This window comes from Porphyromonas cangingivalis (genome assembly GCF_900638305.1).
Lineage (GTDB): Bacteria > Bacteroidota > Bacteroidia > Bacteroidales > Porphyromonadaceae > Porphyromonas_A > Porphyromonas_A cangingivalis.
Genome location: NZ_LR134506.1, coordinates 504,195 through 522,087, shown reverse-complemented (window position 1 = coordinate 522,087; position 17,893 = coordinate 504,195). Strand labels below are relative to the sequence as shown.

Here is a 17,893-nt window from a genome sequence, read left to right as displayed (position 1 = left end):
ATAAACGATGATATTACATTGCAACTTGTACAGTCTCTCCGTTCTTCATCGAAGCAAGACCGGTGGTGATAACTTTATCTGAGCTTGAAAGCCCCTCTATGATGACGATATCTTGCCCAACCATATCTCCTGTCTTGATCACTCGATGCACGGCTTTTCCGTCCTCTAAGACATATACATACTTCTGGTTTGTCCCTGGTAAGGTAAGTACAGCAACATCTGCTAAAAGCATGACTTCCTCGGTATTGATGTGCATTTTCACACTGGCATACATCCCCGGACGCACTCTGTTATCGGCATTTTTTAGGTGTATTTCGATCTTGAATGTACGAGTATTGGGGTCTATAGTCGGATATAAGAGTGCGACCTGACCTTTGAATACTTCACCCGGAAACACATCCAATGTCACATCCACCTCCATACCCTTTTTCACTCGTGTGAAGTACTTCTCGCTGGCATTGATGATGATCTTGAGGGGTGCTATTTGCTCGACAACTAATAGAGGCATCGTAGGAGAGTACATATCTCCACTGTCATAGTTACGTTGAGTAATGATTCCGGAAATAGGGCTTTTCAGCAGGGTATTGTCCTTCAGGTTATTGTAAGCACTGGCTGTCACCTCGTAGTTCATCTTCTGAGCTTCGTACTGAGACTTGGATATCCCTCCTACCTTGTAGAGTTCTTCAATGCGTTGGAAGTCTGCGCGAATATTCTGCAAACGAAGCTCCTGTTGCTTGAGAGACGAGTCATCAAGGGTTGCAACGACCTGTCCCTTCTGCACACGTTGTCCTACTTCCACAAGCATTCGTCCGATACGATTTGGAGTCTGTGGAGCAATATTATTCTTCACAAAGGCTTCAACATTAGCCGTATAAGAATCCACTATGTCTACCACATCAATGCGTGGTGACACCACATTCACCCTTTTTATCTCCTGTGTTTCTTCGGTCTTAGCCTGCGATTTTGATGAACAGCTCGACAAGGCAGTCAAACCGGTTACGAAAACAAGGCTGAGAGTAGAGATCGTTAATTCTTTCAATTTCATATTATTAGTAAGCTATTATGTTTCTTATTCAGATATTTCCTCCTAAAGTCTTTTTGTAGTCAGCCTCGTTGGACAGGAAGTCATAGATCGCCTCAAAGTAGTTGAGACGAGACTGTAGCAAGGTGAGATTGGCATCGTTGAGTTCAATGAGTGTCGACATCCCCACATCATAACGCTTGCGGGCAATCTCGTACCCTTTTTCGGCTTGAATTATGGCTTCCTTAGCCGAAGCCAACTTTCGGACAGCAGCCGTCATTCCATCCTTGAACTGCTTTACCTGAGCCTTCAATACGTTGGTAAGGTCGGCACGTCTAAGTTCGGCTTGAGTCACAGCCTGCTTGGCCTGCTTCACCTTAAAGAGCTTTTCACCACCGCTAAAGACCGGTATATTGAGCGAAACGGCAATAACAGAGAAAGGAGTCCATTGATAGTCCTTCCATGAGAACTTGTCATCCATGGCACTATATCTGTAGAAGCCACTCACGTTTAGTGTAGGTAAGAATGCACTTTTTGCAAGCCTTTCCTGTACCTTGAGCATATCCACCTGTTTGTTTGCAAGTTTTAGTTGGACATTATTTGCAGGTAAGACATGTTCCGAAAAGTAAGACTCATAGATACGCCCTTCCTGATCTCGAAGTGCTCCCGAAAGTTCGATCTCTTGATCAACATCCAACGAGAGCAAGATCAAAAGCTGCCTTCTGGTAGCTCCCACACCGTTAACCGCCTGCTGCAACCCGGGTTCGATACTTTTCACAGCGACATCTGCACGGATCAAGTCAAACTCGGCAACCATCCCCTGCTCATATTTACTCTTGATGTCATTGTAGCTATTCTTTGCATTGTCGTAAGTCTGTTGTAATACCTTCAGAGACTCTTGGGCAAGAAGAGCACCATAGTATGCTTTGGTCACCTGATTAAACAGAGACTCTCTGGACTCCTCGGCTTGTAGAAGTGCCAAATTCACAGCTTCGGCCGAAAGGGTGATCGAAGACCAGAGCGAAGCATTGACAAGCGGAAGTCCAACCACGACACCTCCCGTGACAGAGAAGTTTTTACCCACCTCGATACCTTTGTCACTTATATCAGGCATACCCGGAAATGAAAATCCTCCTCCAAGATACATGATCTGCTTCTTGAGGGTGTAGTTATAGTCTCCGGTAAGGCTCACCGAAGGGAATAATTTTGCAATTGTTGCTTTACGATCATACTTGGCCTTGGAGACATCGATATCTGCAATCTTTACTTGGTTGCCCTTTGTCAAAGCGACTTCAAGTGCCTCCTCCAAAGTGAGTGATAGCCTCTGTGACACACCATTCTGAGCCTCTTGTGCCAAGGAGGAAACTGAAACGGCTGAACAAACAATGACCCCGATAATTGAGGTTTTCCAAAAAGAATTCATTATAGGTATAAAATAACTTGTTTTGTATATGCTAATATATCTTTCGGGTCTTCTGTACGTAAAGGTAGACGATTTATGTTACATAAAGTTTAACCACAGAGTTAAAAAAACGGTCATCTTCCACTCATCCTGACAAGAAATCATCAAGGCTACCCCGATGGAGGTAGCCTTGACCTATTTCAGAGAGTTGTGTCATTCTTCTTCATTAAGATGTTCATAAGTATCAAACAAAAAATCATTGTAGGGGAACCGAGACATATGTATCGTTTTGATCCGATCATAGAAAAGGCTCTTCAACTCATTGATACCATCTCCGGTCTTTGCAGATACAAATCGTACATCTGTCTGCGAAGAATGGTTCATCCAAGTCTTTTGGAGTTCCTCGAGAGAGATATTCTCTCTTGTCATCGGTGTAAGATCATCGTCGGCCTTAGGTGTATAAGTAAAAGCATCAACCTTATTAAAAACCAATATAACAGGCTTTTCTTCATCGCCCAAGATCTCCCTGAGGGTGCTATTTACGACCTCGATTTGCTCCTCGAAAGAAGGGTGAGAAACATCCACTACATGTACCAAAAGATCAGCTTCACGAACTTCATCCAGAGTGGACTTGAACGACTCGATCAACTGTGTGGGCAACTTTCGAATAAATCCTACTGTGTCACTTAGCAAAAATGGCAGGTTATGTATTATTACCTTACGGACAGTGGTGTCAAGCGTCGCGAAGAGTTTATTCTCGGCAAAGACCTCACTCTTACTGAGGAGATTCATCATCGTCGATTTCCCGACATTGGTATAACCGACAAGTGCGACACGCACCATCTTCCCCCGATTTTGCCGTTGCACGTTCATCTGACGATCGATGGCTTTGAGTTGTTCCTTGAGACGTGCGATCTTATCAAGGATGATACGTCTGTCTGTCTCCAACTGAGTCTCCCCCGGACCTCTCATACCTACCCCACCTCGTTGACGTTCGAGGTGTGTCCACAGCCCTGTCAGTCTGGGCAACATATAGTTATATAGAGCCAACTCAACTTGTACCTTAGCATGAGCTGTCTGAGCTCGTGATGCAAATATATCAAGGATAAGTCTTGTACGGTCGAGTATCTTGACCTTGAGCTCATTCTCTATGTTGCGTAACTGCTTTGGAGACAACTCATCATCAAAGATGACAACACCGACTTCTTCATCCTCAATAGCCTCCTTTATCTCTTGTAATTTCCCCTTACCCACAAAGGTATCAGGCTGAGGATGCTCCAGCTTCTGTGTAAAACGACGCACTGCAGTCACCCCAGCAGTGTCTGCGAGAAATGCCAGTTCATCCAGATATTCACTGACCTCTGCCTCAGACTGCCCTTGTGTGATAAGGCCTACCAGAAATGCCTTCTCTGAGCCAATATCTGTAATGATAAAATCTTTCATTCGTTTCCGCTGTTAAGTTCCTGAAGCATCGTCTTGATATTATCTATAAGAAGTTTGAGTCCCACAGAATTAAATCCACCTTCGGGAATGATGAGGTTGGCATATTTCTTTGATGGTTCGACAAACTGGTCATGCATTGGCTTCACAGTAGAAAAGTACTGATTCAATACCGAATTCATATCTCTACCACGCTCTTCCACATCCCTTAGCAAACGACGTCCCAAGCGTACATCGGCTGCGGTATCGACAAAGATCTTAACATCCATCAGGTCTCTCAACTCCTTGTTTTCAAGAATCAATACCCCATCAATGATGATCACCTTGGCAGGTTTCACAAGTACTGTCTCCTTAGTCCTATTATGATCCACAAAGGAATAAACCGGATGATGTATCGGTAGGCCGGACTTCAATCTTTTGATATCTTCGATCATCATATCCGTATCAAAAGACTCGGGATGATCATAGTTCAGCTTAGTACGCTCTTCAAAAGTGAGCTCATCATGAGCTTTATAGTAAAAGTCGTGACACAACCCCACCACCTCTTCTCTGGCAAAAGTTTCATGGAGTCTTTTTACAAGCGTAGACTTGCCAGAGGCTGTGCCTCCTGCAACACCTATCACCATACATTTATATCCTTCTTGCATATGTTATTTTTCGTAATGATTTCACTGTGCTAAACACAAAGATAGTGAAAAGGGGCAAGATAAGTGTTCAAATCTCGATATCAACTTAAGGACAAGTTCAGGATCAAATCTTACACCCCTCATCACTAAGTTGTAAGATTTGATTTTTTCACATCTTACGACTTTTTCAATAACCACAGGGGGTGTGTCAAAAAATCTTTTTTGACACACCCCCTAGTGGTTTAATATAGGCTTCTTGGGCTTGTTCCGATATCACTCTTCCTTATTCGTCGAAAGTGTAGCATTGGTCATAGATGATTGACTATCATTTTGTCTTTCTTGGGGCTCCTCCGATGTAGTAGCTCCCGGTGACTTAGGACGTGGTGTTTTACGGAAAATGTCCGAGAAGTTTCTGGGACGCCCCTCCGAAAACCAAATAAAGTTAGGGAAGAACTTATCTGTGTCTATCAGCATTGGAACCGGCTTCATGAGCCCCTTGGTCTGCTCAAGAAGTTTGATAAACTCTATATTTTCGTCCTTAAATTTCATGAAGATCGCACTACTCTGTGTTTTGATATGAGAGCTTAGTGTACTATCCTTTTCCATACTGTAATAGATTGTCTCGGCATTACCTTCTGTGCGAATGGAGTCCAAGTTGTTGTTGCTGAAGTACGCCTTGATGGAGTTTCCTTTCATTTGATTGTAGTGTACTCTGTCGAGTTCTTGAGCAACAATAGCATTTTCCTCAATGACAGCTTCCTTCAGGGCACCATTTCTCATAAACATGGTTGCGGAGTCACCTGTAATTTGAGTTTTACCGTTCCACATGAATGGAGAGCCGAGACACTTCATGATCGAGTCTTTTGAGTTGTAGACCATTGTATCACAAACAGCTTGGACATCCTGACGATAGACACGTACATTCCCCAACCCCTTGATCAATTTGGTGAGAGAGTCAGTCTTGATCATCTCCATAAGTAGAGCATGAGCATAAAGAGTGTCTTTGGAAGAGTACTCCAAAAGATAAGCATTATCCTTGGCCTTACCATATTCTTTGTGTTCGTAGTATTCAGCATATCCTCCTCTCAACTCTACTTTGTCGGCAGTATCTCGCAAGACCACATCTCGATACATCTCTGCAAAACCATTTTTGCGATCATAGTAGAGCGAATCGCTGGTCATGAACCTCGAACCGGAATACATCCTTGAGCGATCAAGGAGATATGCCCGATCTTGCTCCGTATCATATACACCCCTATTCGTCTCTATATGTCCACTGTCTCCTACAATACGTGTAGGTCCCAAGATGGTCGCAATTTTTGTCGTGGTATCGTAGTGCAGAGTATCGGAGTAAAGAGTGAAGTTAGGATTCTCCAACTTTACATTTTCATTGAATATAGCTTTTTTGGTGTCCGTACGGTATTCGCCATAGACCGAATAGAGAGTATTCAATGTATCGACAATCGTTCCATTGTCAAAGTAATATCCTACTCCACCGATGCGGTCGTAGTCAAAACTATCTGTGTATAAAGTCGTTCCCCGATGCTCCATTCTTACGTTTTCTCTCAGTTCGGCAAGCATAGTCCCCCCATTGTATCTCATATATCGACAATAAACATTGAGGGTATCTCCTTGGGTAAATCGCACCTCCCCAAAAGCCTCGAAAGAGTTTTGTTGCTCATACAACAATGCACTGTCACAGTACATATAACCGTTGTTGTGCTTAAAGATAACGTTACCCCTCAAGACCTGAGCATCAGGGTTGATCTCCTTATCGTAAGACCAGACATCGACATTCTCTATGAAAATACGCTCCTTACCGGAGCTACGAGCAACAGAATCTCTTACCTGATCTATCGACTGAATGATATAATCCGGCAGTTCGTCGACATAAGAAGGCATTCCTGCCCGAGAAAGCAGGATAAAGGCTCCAAGGATGAGTAATGTATATAGAGTCTTTATCTTTTTATCCATCCCGGATAGTTAAATTGACATTGTTGATATTCAGGACTGATCTTCACAAATGTCTCTTTCTGCTTTTGCTTGATCCATTTGTCAATGACCTCAGCACGCTTTTTATTCAACACAATTTCCTTGACCGTCTGATAGTCCTCTGTGATATTTGCTCTATGTCCATCTATACGACGCTTGAGCTTCACCACAGCGACCACAGTGTTATTGTTCTTATCCTTCATGATGAATGGAGCAGAGATCTCTCCTTCCCTCAAATTGACAACCTTTGCAGCAATCTCTTGTGGAAGATGCCCCATCTCAAACTTAGATGTCCCATAAAGTGGACTAGCACCCGAGGCATACAGATTGACCATCTGTCCATTGCTGTTACGAGTATCTTCGTCATGAGAGACATAGTTGGCCGCAACCTCAAAAGAGACAGAGTCGGCACGGATAAGTCCGACGATAGAGTCGAGTTGAGCCTGAGCCTTTTGTATATTTTCATCTGAAACTTCAGGCTTAAGCATAATATGACGAAGATTGATGCGATCGCCTCTTTTCTCTATAAGCTGCATGATATGGTATCCCTTAGCGGTCTTGACGATACGAGAAACTTTTGTGTTGTTACCAAGTCCAAAAGCGACGTGAGCAAACTCCGGCTCAAGTTCGGCCTTACTGACAAATCCCATATCACCACCTGAAAGAGCTGTGGCATTGTCTTGTGAATACAGACGAGCGAGGGTAGAAAAACTCTTTGTCCCCGCACTGATCTCATTACTAAAGTCTCTGAGACGAGCCTTGATGTCATCTATTTCCTTTGGAGAGATCTTTGGAGCTACAGTGATGATCTGTGTTTCTACCGTCGTTGGGACGAAAGGAAGACTATCCTTTTCAATTTCGTTATAAAAACGAGTTACTTCTGATGGAGAGAGCTTGATGTCTGCAACAAGTTTGTGTTGCACTTGCTGTACGGTGAACTCCTCACGCATGATCTTGCGAAGCTCTTCTCTGAACTGAGACACACTCTTCCCGAGATAAGACTCAAGATTTTCAACACTACCTATATCCTTAATCGCTTTCTCTATGCGACTATTTACCTCTTGAGAGATTGCAAGTTCATTAGGTTGGATACTGTCGATCTTGGCTTGATTAAGGAAGAGCTTCTGGATTGCCAAGCGTTCAGAGATAACACACCTTGCATTGAGATCGAACTTCTGCCCCTCTGCTTCGTAATATATCCTTTGCTTCTCAATATCGGATAATAAGATCGGCTCATCTCCGACAATCCAAGCTACTTGATCGATAACATTCTTCTTTTGTGCAAAAGAAGAAACACCCACCATAAAAGAGCAGACAAGCAGCGCAAATATCTTAATATAATTATGTTTCATATCTGTTTGATTTATATGACAATCCTATTTATTTGTCTTTTACCTTGCTCCAAGTATCCTTGAGAGAGACGGTACGGTTAAACACGATGTGATCAGGCGTTGAATCCTTATCAACAGTGAAGTAACCTACACGTTGGAACTGATAGTGTTCACCCGGTTTTGCCTTTGCCAACCACTCTTCAGCATAGGCTGTAGGGATGATGGTCTCAGACTCTGGGTTGAGGAGTTCGGCAATATCATTGACATCTGCACCCGAAGGATCTTCTACAGTAAAGAGACGATCGTACAGTCTGACCTCTACCGGCAAAGCATGGGCAACAGACACCCAATGGATAGTACCCTTTACCTTACGGTTGCTTTCAGGCATACCACTGCGAGTCTGCTCATCATACTCGGCATATACCTCAACGATGTTACCATCGGCATCCTTCTTGCAGCCCGTGCACTTAACAATGTAGGCACAACGAAGTCTTACCTCCTGACCGGGTGTCAGACGGAAGTACTTCTTGGGTGCATCCTCCATGAAGTCCTCTCGTTCGATATATAGCTCACGTGAAAATGCGATGTCATGCGTGCCACTGTTCTCATCCTGAGGATTATTTACACTTGGCATATACTCCACCTTGCCTTCGGGATAGTTGGTAATGATGAGTTTGATCGGATCGACGACAACGCTCGCACGCTCAGCCACGTCATTAAGGTCATCACGAACCGCATGCTCAAGTAGTGCTATGTCTATAGTTCCATCATATTTGGTATAACCTATCTTATCTACAAAATTGCGGATGGAGCGAGGCGTATATCCACGACGACGAAGCCCGCAGAGGGTCGGCATACGAGGGTCATCCCAGCCATGAACGAGGTTACGTTGTACCAATTCAAGCAATTTGCGCTTACTCATCATAGTGTAAGTAAGGTTAAGTCGATTGAACTCATATTGGTGAGGTCTGTAATCGTCCTTCTTGAGAAGCTCGACAAGATAGTCATACAAAGGACGATGTACAACGAACTCCAAAGTACATATAGAGTGTGTCACACCCTCGAAATAATCACTCTGTCCATGTGCAAAGTCATACATCGGATAGATACACCACTCATTGCCTGTGCGGTGATGGGGATGATGTATGATACGGTAGATAATCGGGTCACGGAAATGCATATTGGAGCTCGCCATGTCGATCTTGGCACGGAGAGTCATAGCTCCATCAGGAAATTCTCCCTCCTTCATACGACGGAAGAGATCAAGACTCTCTTCAACAGGTCTATCGCGATAGGGGCTGTTAGTCCCCGGAATAGTGGGAGTTCCTTTTTGCTGAGCTATTTGCTCGGATGTCTGTTCGTCGACATAAGCATACCCTCTCTTGATAAGGTCTACAGCAAAGTCATACAACTGATGAAAGTAGTCCGAAGCATAGTAAACATTTTCCCATTGAAAGCCAAGCCAGTTGATATCTTCCTTGATGGCATCTACATACTCTACATCCTCTTTGACAGGATTGGTATCGTCAAAACGCAAGTTACAAGTACCACCATACTTTTGAGCTATACCAAAGTCTATGCACACAGCCTTGGCATGTCCGATGTGCAAGTATCCATTGGGTTCAGGTGGAAAACGAGTCTGTATCCGCCCATCATTAAGACCATTTTTCAGATCCTGCTCGACGATTTGTTCTATGAAGTTTAGTGACTTTTCAGCAACCTCTTTTGTGTCTTTTTCGATACTCATATTTTATTTTCTCTTATGTATTGTTATTCCTTATCCTTAGGTGCTTTTGAGCTTATAGTTCACTCACGAAGACAAAGTTCTTAAGCTTTTCGTTGTCCGAAGAGTGTATATCGGCACCTTTACCCTCCCAAGCTATACGTCCTTTATTGACAAAGATGACATGATCCCCTATATTTGTGACGGACTTCATGTCATGGGTATTGATGATCGTTGTGATATTGGACTCCTTTGTGATCGAATGAATGAGCTCATCGATATGCCTTGATGTCTCAGGGTCAAGGCCGGAGTTAGGCTCATCACAAAACAAATACTTTGGTCCCAGAGCTATTGCCCTTGCAATGGCTGCACGCTTCATCATCCCACCACTGACCTCTGCAGGATATTTGTATCTCGCATCATAGAGTTTGACGCGCTCTATACAATCCTTGGCTATCTGGATGCGTTGTGCCGGTTTATATGTCGAGAACATATCAAGGGGAAACATGATGTTCTCAAATATGGTCATACTGTCGAACAGTGCAGAGCCTTGGAAAAGCATCCCCACCTGCTGACGAAGTGTCTTAAGTTCTTCCGAACTAAGGTCATACAAAGAGGTATTATTGTACAATACTTCCCCCTTATCGGGCGGTATCAACCCCACCACAGTCTTGAGCAGCACAGTCTTACCTGCCCCACTCTTACCGATTACAAGGGAGCACTCTCCTTCCTTAAATGAAGCATCAATCCCTCTCAAGACCTCCTTGGTATCAAACTTCTTCTCTACAGATTTTACCTCAATCATAGCGTTGTCGATTTTCCTCCGTTAGACCAATAGCAGCTGTGTCAATATCAAGTCTGCCACAAGTATGGAAATACTACTACTTACCACAGCCTTTGTGCTTGCCTTACCCACTTGTAGGGCTCCACCCTTGACAGTGTACCCATAGTAGGCAGCGATGCTGGTGATAAGGAAGGCATACACGACGGCCTTAATGATCGAGTAGAAGACATAGAAGGTATTAAAGTTGAACTGAATACCTCTCACAAACTCGGACGGGGGTACATCTCCCGAAAGAATGCAGGCCATATATCCCCCACCAATACCGATAAACATACTCAAAATGACAAGGAAGGGAATCATCAACATCAGCCCCATGATCTTTGGAAGGATGAGGTAATTAGCTGAGTTTACACCCATGATGTCCATGGCATCTATCTGCTCCGTCACCCTCATTGTACCAATCTCACTGGCAATACTACTCCCGACTTTACCGGCAAGGATGAGCCCCATAATAGTGGAAGAGAACTCCAAAAGGATGACCTCTCTGGCCGTAAAACCGATGGTAAACTTTGGAATCAAAGGAGAGGACATATTGATCCCCAACTGTATCGTAATGACGGATCCGATAAAAAACGAAATAACAAGTACGATCCACAGTGAATCTACCCCAAGACTATACATTTCACGCCTCAACTCTCGGAAAAACATCCGCCAACGTCCCGGCTTACGAAAGACCTCCCTGAGGATCATCGTATATTCACCGAATGTTTCAAGTTTATTGCGTAGTATCATAAAAACTCATTGAACTCTTATCTGAATTACATTTCTGTCCCCAAGAGTCAAACCACAATCTCATTGAAACACAAGGCTCGGCTCCACTCATAGGTAAATCTACAGCATAGATAAACAAAGATACGTATTTATCCTAAATACAGCATACACAATAGAGCGAAGTGTGTAACAAGAGCAATTTGATAAATTCCATTTCTTCAAATCATGTTGTAGTAGAAGTGAAAAAGAAGCCTTCCAAGACTAAAAAACATACCTTTGCATAAGCGGTTTCGGAAAAATCAGTTATCCCCCAAGCTCCCCCACCACGAAATATGATTTATCAGACATTTAAGCCACATCCGGATCTACAAGGTTTCATAAAATGCTATTGGATACTACAAGTACCCGCAGAGCCTAATCCACAGAAGCAAAAAGCTATAGCAGATGGATACATTGAGATGATATTTCACCTTGCAGATGATGTCAGGACATACACCGAAGACAAAGGCTATACCATACAGCCACGTGCGATGATACTCGGTCATCCGGTAAAACCATTCTTCTTCGAGCCCACAGGGACTGTAGATACGTTTTCTGTACGATTTCACCCCTATGGTTTTTCCAATCTCATCGATCTTCCTTTGAAAGAGATAACGGATAAAGTCCTGCCACTTGAGGAACTTTTCGGTCAGGAATTTGCCCATCAGGCTATACACCTGATTACCCAAGCTGAGAGTACACAAAGTCGTATCGCTATGATAGAAAGCTTACTTTTCAAGAGGATAACTACCCCACAAATGGTCAACCATATCATCAAAAATACGATCGACACCATGATGATCTCAAAAGGGAGTCCCTCGATCAACGTGCTGACAAAAGAAAACAATACATTCAGGCGTCAACTCGAACGTAAATTTACCCAACACATCGGCTTATCTCCCAAACAGATGGGAAAAGTAATCAGATTTCAGACCGCTCTACACATGCTGTTGAATCAGCCGGAAGAGAAAAGTTATCGGATATCATACGATGCCGAATACTATGATCAAGCTCACTTCATAAGAGACTTTAAGCAGTTCACCGGCCTTACCCCTAAGTCGTTCTTTGAAGCCCCTTCGATGAAAGTAGCCTCCCTGATGTATGCCGAAGAGTGAATGTCGTATTTGTACAATTTTATATCTATCAGACTTTTTAATTTTGTCGGAGGATAAACAAGATCGGAAACAAATATGGATTGCTTTGATCACATTCTTCCCTCAGAAGGTAACAAGATAGATTTGATGACAAATCAAGTCGTAAGACTTAACGATAAAAGTCGTAAGATTCGTTGTATCGATTCGTACGATTCGTTATATCAAGTCGTAAGACTTTATTTACATCATTTATCTCGCTCATAATCAAGCCTGTTTTTGCATGGGTGCTTTCGTTACTCCAAATTAAGGGTATACAACTATCTTCTCGCATAAATATGATATGTATAATTGTGCCCTGAGTGTTTTTTCTAACTTTGTCACTTGAACAAAAAAGAATCTCATAATCAAAGATATAATTTAGTCATGAAGCATATTTTTCTCTGTTCATCATTCAGTCAAGTGGTGCCGCTATTTACAGACTTTGTCACCGCTGAAGAACTTAAAGGAAAGACTGTCACCTTCATTCCCACTGCCAGCCTTACAGAAAAGGTAACATTCTACGTAAAAGCGGGCAAAAAAGCACTTGAAGAGATGGAGTGTATCGTTGAAGAGCTGGACATCTCCTCTGCACACATAGAGGAGATAGAAAGTAAGCTGAGGACAAACGACATCATCTACATTACGGGAGGAAATACCTTCTTTCTTCTCCAAGAGCTAAGGAAGTCAGGAGCAGACAGGGTGATCACATCCGAAGTATTGAACGGCAAGACATACATCGGAGAGTCTGCCGGAGCTATGATATTGTCACCAGACATCGAATATGTCCGTCTAATGGACGATATCGAGTATGCACCGGATCTATCAGATCTGGAGGGGCTTGGCATTGTAGACTTTTACACAGTGCCACATCATACCAATTTTCCATTTGTAAAAGCCGTCCGGAAGATCATCCAAAAATATGACAGTTCGTTGCCACTACGCCCGATCAGCAACTTACAAGCTATCGCTATCAGAGATAAGAAGGTATCGACACTGACTTTAGAAGATTGAGAAGATCATGATTTTTGCATACAAGCACATAAATGGTGGCAATAACTGACAAAAGCAGAAAAGGAGTACCACCACTAAGATGATACTCCTTTTCTGCTTTTGCATAAGCATGGATGCACCTAATCAATACTTCAAGTGCGTCATACGGATACGTTCTTCCTTCTTCAATATCTTTGCAAGGACAAAGTATCCCACGACACCGGAAACAAAAGTACCGGCAAAGACTCCGATCTTAGCTTGATTAAGGAGAGCTGTTCCAACTTCCCCAAGAGGTCCGTAAGACAGATTGGCGATAAACAAAGATACCGTGAAACCAATACCTCCAAAGATCGATACCCCGAAAAGATTCCTCCTGGTCATACCTGAAGGGAGACGAACTACCCCCATACGTAGAAATGCGTAGGTAAAGCCAAAGATACCTAATGTCTTTCCGAAGAACAATCCCAAGAATATAGCAAAAGGCACACTTGCCAATTCCGAAAGCGTGATACCTCCGAAAGTCACACCTGAGTTGACAAAAGCAAACAAGGGCAAGATAAGATAGTTGACGAGTGGATGCAGGTCGTGCTCCATGAACTGCACCGGACTGATGGTACGCTCGACCCTCTTTTCCATCTTACGTAGGGTAATCAACTTTTCATGTGAGATAAAGTCGGACCCTACACCCCCCTCATACGTGGGCTCAAACTTGGAGACCATCTCCTTCATGCTGGACATGAGTTCAGGCAACCTTACCGTTGCCCTGGCTGGTATAGTCAAGGCCAAAAGTACGCCCGAGATTGTGGTATGCACCCCACTGCTCAAGAAAAGAGTCCAGACCCCAAAGCCGATAAGATAGTAGATATAACTCTTATCCAGCCCCTTACGCCCAAGGAGATAACAAATACCCAAGAGCAAAAAGCCCAATAGCAGTGGTGTCCAAGCGATATGTGAAGTGTAAAATATAGCAATGACCAAGATGCCACCGATATCATCCACGACAGCTAACGCAGTCAAGAAGATCTTTAGTGCCACGGGTACTCGCCTACCAAGGAGAGAGAGCACAGCCAAGGCAAATGCAATGTCGGTAGCCATAGGGATGGCAGCCCCCTGACGGCAGGAGCCTCGTGAGCGACAAGGAAAAAGAATAGTACAGGCATCACAATCCCTCCGAGCGCAGCGATAATTGGCAAGAGAGCCTTACGAGCGGAAGACAGCTCGCCTATCATGATCTCCTTCTTGATCTCCAGTCCAATGACAAAGAAGAAGATTGCCATCAATGCGTCATTGACAAAATGCTGTAAAGACATAGTCTGTCCATGATGAGAGAATAAGCTGTATTCGCCTATCTTCACATTGACAGGAGAGTCAAGGATCGTAAAATACATATCCTTCAGTGGGCTATTCGCCAAGATGATTGCTATGATGGCAGCGACGAAAAGTAATACTGAAGGATTTACCCCCTTCACTACGCTACCAAGTCGATGAAGTGTCTTTGTCTGAACCATATATTAGATTATTTATGAAGTTACTTCTACCTTTTGGGTGGGAGCCATGGTTTCATTGCGGACATTGGTACGCTGGATAACACTGTTTGCCAACTGATGGAAAGCAAGTCCCATGATGGTCTCAGTATTGTGAGCTATCGGCTCACCGTCATCACCGGCTTCACGCACACTCTGCACCAAAGGTACTTGAGCCAAGAGATATGTATTCATCTCCTCTGCGAGACGCTTACCACCATCTTTTCCAAAGATATAATATTTATTCTCCGGAAGCTCGGCCGGTGTAAACCAAGCCATGTTCTCAACCACCCCCAAGACCGGGACATTGACCTTCGGATCCAAGAACATATTTACACCCTTACGAGCATCTGCCAATGCCACTTCTTGTGGCGTAGTCACGATGACCGCACCTGTGATGCCTATGGTCTGTATCAAACTCAAGTGAATGTCACTTGTACCCGGAGGCAAATCGAGGAGCAAGAAGTCAAGCTCGCCCCAGTTCCCTTGAGTAATAAGTTGGTTTAATGCGTTTGTCGCCATCGCACCTCTCCATAAGATAGGATCCTCAGGATTGACAAAAAAGCCAATCGAAAGAAGCTTAACCCCATATCTTTCGACAGGCTCGATGAGTTCACGCCCCTCGACATCCGCAAGCAGAGGACGAGCATCTTCGCATCTGAACATCTTTGGCACAGAAGGGCCGAATATATCAGCATCAAGCAATCCCACCCTATACCCTTGCATGGCGAGAGCAACGGCAAGGTTAGCAGTGATGGTACTCTTTCCGACCCCACCCTTACCGGATGATACTGCAATGATATTTTTAACATTGGGTAGTATGGGAGCTTTTTCGGGTGCCTTTGGCTCAGGAAATAAGGCCTGGATATTCCCTTTGACCTCTATCTCGGGGCTGATAAATGTTTCGAGTGTACTTTCAGCTGCCTTGATGACAGACTTTGCAAAAGGGTCATTATGCTTCGGAAATCGTATTGAGAAGGAGACCTTATTCCCATCGATACGAATATCATCTTCGACCATCCCTGCACTGACGATGTCTTCCGAGCTACCCGGATAGCGGACATTACGCAGTGTATCAAGGATAAGGTTTGGATATAATTTTAGTGACATTGTTAATTTAGAGTTTATATGATGAATGTGTTATGTACGTGAAGATAACCAACAAGTGTTACAGTAAGTTTATTTCGCTTCGTCTCTGACGGCCGTAGCTCCGGTATGAATCATGCTCGATCTCGATGTCAGGATCGGTAGAAGCCTCAGAAAGGTTGTCCAACCTCAGAGCCAGATAGTTAATCGTGAGTCCTCTATTGACCCACTGAGACTCGTAGTAGGTACGGATCATCCTGAGCACGGAGTCCTCCGGCACATTGTTGTGAATGTCTTGTATGTCCTCAATTATGGTCAAGCCATTGTGCTCAGCCAAAGCCTTAGTGAAAGTATAAAGAAAAGGGCTGTCGCTCTTAAGATGCAATACTCCGCTGTCAGTATCAAGGATACTCTTATACATCTGTAAGAACCTCACGGAAGTAAGTCTCTTGCGCACTTTCTTCATCTGTGGATCGGGAAATGTAATCCAGATTTCAGCTACTTCTTCGTGTGCGAAAAACTCAGTGAGCATCTCGATGTGTGTACGTAGAAATCTGACATTGTCAAGCCCCTCACGGTGCGCTGTGGTTGCCCCGGTCCACATACGATTTCCCTTGATGTCTATCCCGATAAAGTTCTTATCAGGATAGAGACGCCCAAGCCCCACCGTATATTCGCCTCTACCACATCCGAGTTCAAGGATTATGGGATTATTATTTCCGAAGACTTCCGAATGCCAACGTCCCTTGTAAGGGAAAGCCGCCCCCTCTCTGAGCACCCCAAAAGGATACTCTAAGACATTGGGAAGAGCAGCCATCTCTGCAAACTTTTCTAATTTATTTTTGGACATAAAAGTATATGTTCCCCTCTTGGAGAAGATAAGATAATCAGGGTGCATCGGTAAGAATTGACACCTGCCGACACACCCTTTGAGGTAGTATATTATCAAGTCGATAAAGCCCCCTCTCGATGAGATAAAAAGTCATCATCACAAGAGGACAAGCATATCAGATCTTGTCGTTGGATCCGAGGACGTTGTTCACTTTATGTTTGTAAAGTTCCTTCAAGCTGTCACGTGCAGGACCCAAATACTTACGAGGGTCAAACTCGGCAGGGCTGTCATGGAAGACCTTACGCACCGCAGCAGTCATTGCGAGACGACCGTCTGAGTCGATATTGATCTTACACACTGCCGAACTTGCAGCTCTTCGAAGCTGATCTTCAGGAATACCGATGGCATCTTTGAGTTTACCACCATACTGGTTTATTGTATCGACCTTGTCCTGTGGCACAGAAGAAGAGCCATGAAGGACGATAGGAAAACCGGGGATACGCTTTTCGATCTCTTCGAGAATATCAAAACGAAGAGGAGGAGGGATGAGCTGTCCCTTTTCATTACGTGTGCACTGCTCAGGTGTAAACTTATTTGCACCATGAGATGTACCGATCGAAATAGCCAAAGAGTCCACACCTGTACGTGTCACGAAGTCGACGACTTCTTCAGGACGAGTGTATGTGTGTGATTCTGCGACGACATCGTCTTCGACTCCGGCGAGCACACCGAGTTCACCCTCGACGGTGACATCGTGTTGGTGAGCATACTCCACGACCTGCTTAGTGAGTTTGATATTCTCCTCATAAGGCAAGTGAGACCCATCGATCATCACGGAAGAGAACCCCATGTCGATACAACTCTTGCATAGTTCGAATGTATCTCCGTGGTCCAAGTGAAGACATATCTGCGGATTCTCACACCCCAATTCCTTGGCATATTCAACCGCACCTTGAGCCATATAGCGTAGGAGAGTCTGATTGGCATACTTACGAGCTCCACTGGAGACCTGCAAGATCACCGGAGACTTGGTCTCGACTATAGCCTGAATGATGGCTTGCATCTGCTCCAAGTTATTGAAGTTGAACGCAGGGATAGCATACTTTCCCGCCATTGCCTTTTCAAACATTTCTCGGGTATTGACAAGCCCTAATTCTTTGTAACTTACCATATAGAATGAAGTTAAAAACGTTTGACATT

General features: G+C 44.0%; 14 protein-coding genes and 1 pseudogene. 2 read left to right on the top strand and 13 right to left on the bottom strand.

Annotation, left to right across the window (positions count from 1 at the left end):
• Positions 1–13 precede the first annotated feature (13 nt).
• From EL262_RS02115 to EL262_RS02075, 9 genes are all read right to left on the bottom strand, one after another.
• Positions 14–1,045: an efflux RND transporter periplasmic adaptor subunit gene (locus tag EL262_RS02115; RefSeq protein ID WP_025837962.1), complete on the bottom strand. Its 1,032-nt coding sequence runs from the start codon at positions 1,043–1,045 to the stop codon at positions 14–16.
• Between the two features lie 28 nt (positions 1,046–1,073).
• Complete coding sequence (locus EL262_RS02110) at positions 1,074–2,444, bottom strand: TolC family protein (RefSeq protein ID WP_036853543.1); 1,371 nt, start codon at positions 2,442–2,444, stop codon at positions 1,074–1,076.
• Positions 2,445–2,636: 192 nt separating this feature from the next.
• Positions 2,637–3,866: a GTPase HflX gene (hflX, locus tag EL262_RS02105; RefSeq protein WP_025837959.1), complete on the bottom strand. Its 1,230-nt coding sequence runs from the start codon at positions 3,864–3,866 to the stop codon at positions 2,637–2,639.
• Positions 3,863–4,510: a uridine kinase gene (gene udk / locus EL262_RS02100; protein ID WP_025837956.1), complete on the bottom strand. Its 648-nt coding sequence runs from the start codon at positions 4,508–4,510 to the stop codon at positions 3,863–3,865. The genes hflX and udk overlap by 4 nt, the downstream gene beginning before the upstream one ends.
• 252 nt (positions 4,511–4,762) lie before the next feature.
• Positions 4,763–6,463 (bottom strand): OstA-like protein, encoded by a 1,701-nt coding sequence (locus EL262_RS02095; RefSeq protein ID WP_025837954.1) that lies wholly within the window; start codon positions 6,461–6,463, stop codon positions 4,763–4,765.
• On the bottom strand, positions 6,448–7,833 hold the full coding sequence (locus EL262_RS02090; protein WP_025837952.1) for a peptidylprolyl isomerase: 1,386 nt from the start codon (positions 7,831–7,833) through the stop codon (positions 6,448–6,450). The genes EL262_RS02095 and EL262_RS02090 overlap by 16 nt, the downstream gene beginning before the upstream one ends.
• A 28-nt stretch (positions 7,834–7,861) precedes the next feature.
• Positions 7,862–9,559: a glutamine--tRNA ligase/YqeY domain fusion protein gene (locus EL262_RS02085; protein ID WP_025837950.1), complete on the bottom strand. Its 1,698-nt coding sequence runs from the start codon at positions 9,557–9,559 to the stop codon at positions 7,862–7,864.
• A 52-nt stretch (positions 9,560–9,611) separates the two neighbouring features.
• Complete coding sequence (locus tag EL262_RS02080) at positions 9,612–10,340, bottom strand: ABC transporter ATP-binding protein (protein WP_036853035.1); 729 nt, start codon at positions 10,338–10,340, stop codon at positions 9,612–9,614.
• A gap of 21 nt (positions 10,341–10,361) precedes the next feature.
• Entirely contained in the window at positions 10,362–11,111 is a 750-nt protein-coding gene (locus tag EL262_RS02075) for an MlaE family ABC transporter permease (RefSeq protein WP_025837946.1), read from the bottom strand.
• A gap of 311 nt (positions 11,112–11,422) precedes the next feature.
• Between EL262_RS02075 and EL262_RS02070 the strand changes: the two genes are divergently transcribed.
• Positions 11,423–12,244 (top strand): AraC family transcriptional regulator, encoded by an 822-nt coding sequence (locus tag EL262_RS02070; protein WP_025837944.1) that lies wholly within the window; start codon positions 11,423–11,425, stop codon positions 12,242–12,244.
• Positions 12,245–12,646: 402 nt separating this feature from the next.
• Positions 12,647–13,273: a Type 1 glutamine amidotransferase-like domain-containing protein gene (locus tag EL262_RS02065; protein WP_025837942.1), complete on the top strand. Its 627-nt coding sequence runs from the start codon at positions 12,647–12,649 to the stop codon at positions 13,271–13,273.
• A 123-nt stretch (positions 13,274–13,396) separates the two neighbouring features.
• On the opposite strand, the pseudogene nhaA reads toward EL262_RS02065, so the two are convergent.
• From nhaA to EL262_RS02045, 4 genes and pseudogenes are all read right to left on the bottom strand, one after another.
• A pseudogene (gene nhaA / locus EL262_RS02060) lies at positions 13,397–14,760 on the bottom strand (Na+/H+ antiporter NhaA).
• A 12-nt stretch (positions 14,761–14,772) separates the two neighbouring features.
• Positions 14,773–15,885, bottom strand: coding sequence for an Mrp/NBP35 family ATP-binding protein (locus EL262_RS02055; protein ID WP_025837940.1), 1,113 nt, complete (start codon positions 15,883–15,885; stop codon positions 14,773–14,775).
• Between the two features lie 58 nt (positions 15,886–15,943).
• The gene (gene trmB, locus EL262_RS02050; RefSeq protein ID WP_025837938.1) at positions 15,944–16,711 is read right to left on the bottom strand and encodes a tRNA (guanosine(46)-N7)-methyltransferase TrmB; all 768 of its coding nucleotides are present in this window, start codon (positions 16,709–16,711) and stop codon (positions 15,944–15,946) included.
• Between the two features lie 157 nt (positions 16,712–16,868).
• Positions 16,869–17,864: a class II fructose-bisphosphate aldolase gene (locus EL262_RS02045; protein WP_025837936.1), complete on the bottom strand. Its 996-nt coding sequence runs from the start codon at positions 17,862–17,864 to the stop codon at positions 16,869–16,871.
• Between the last annotated feature and the right edge of the window lie 29 nt (positions 17,865–17,893).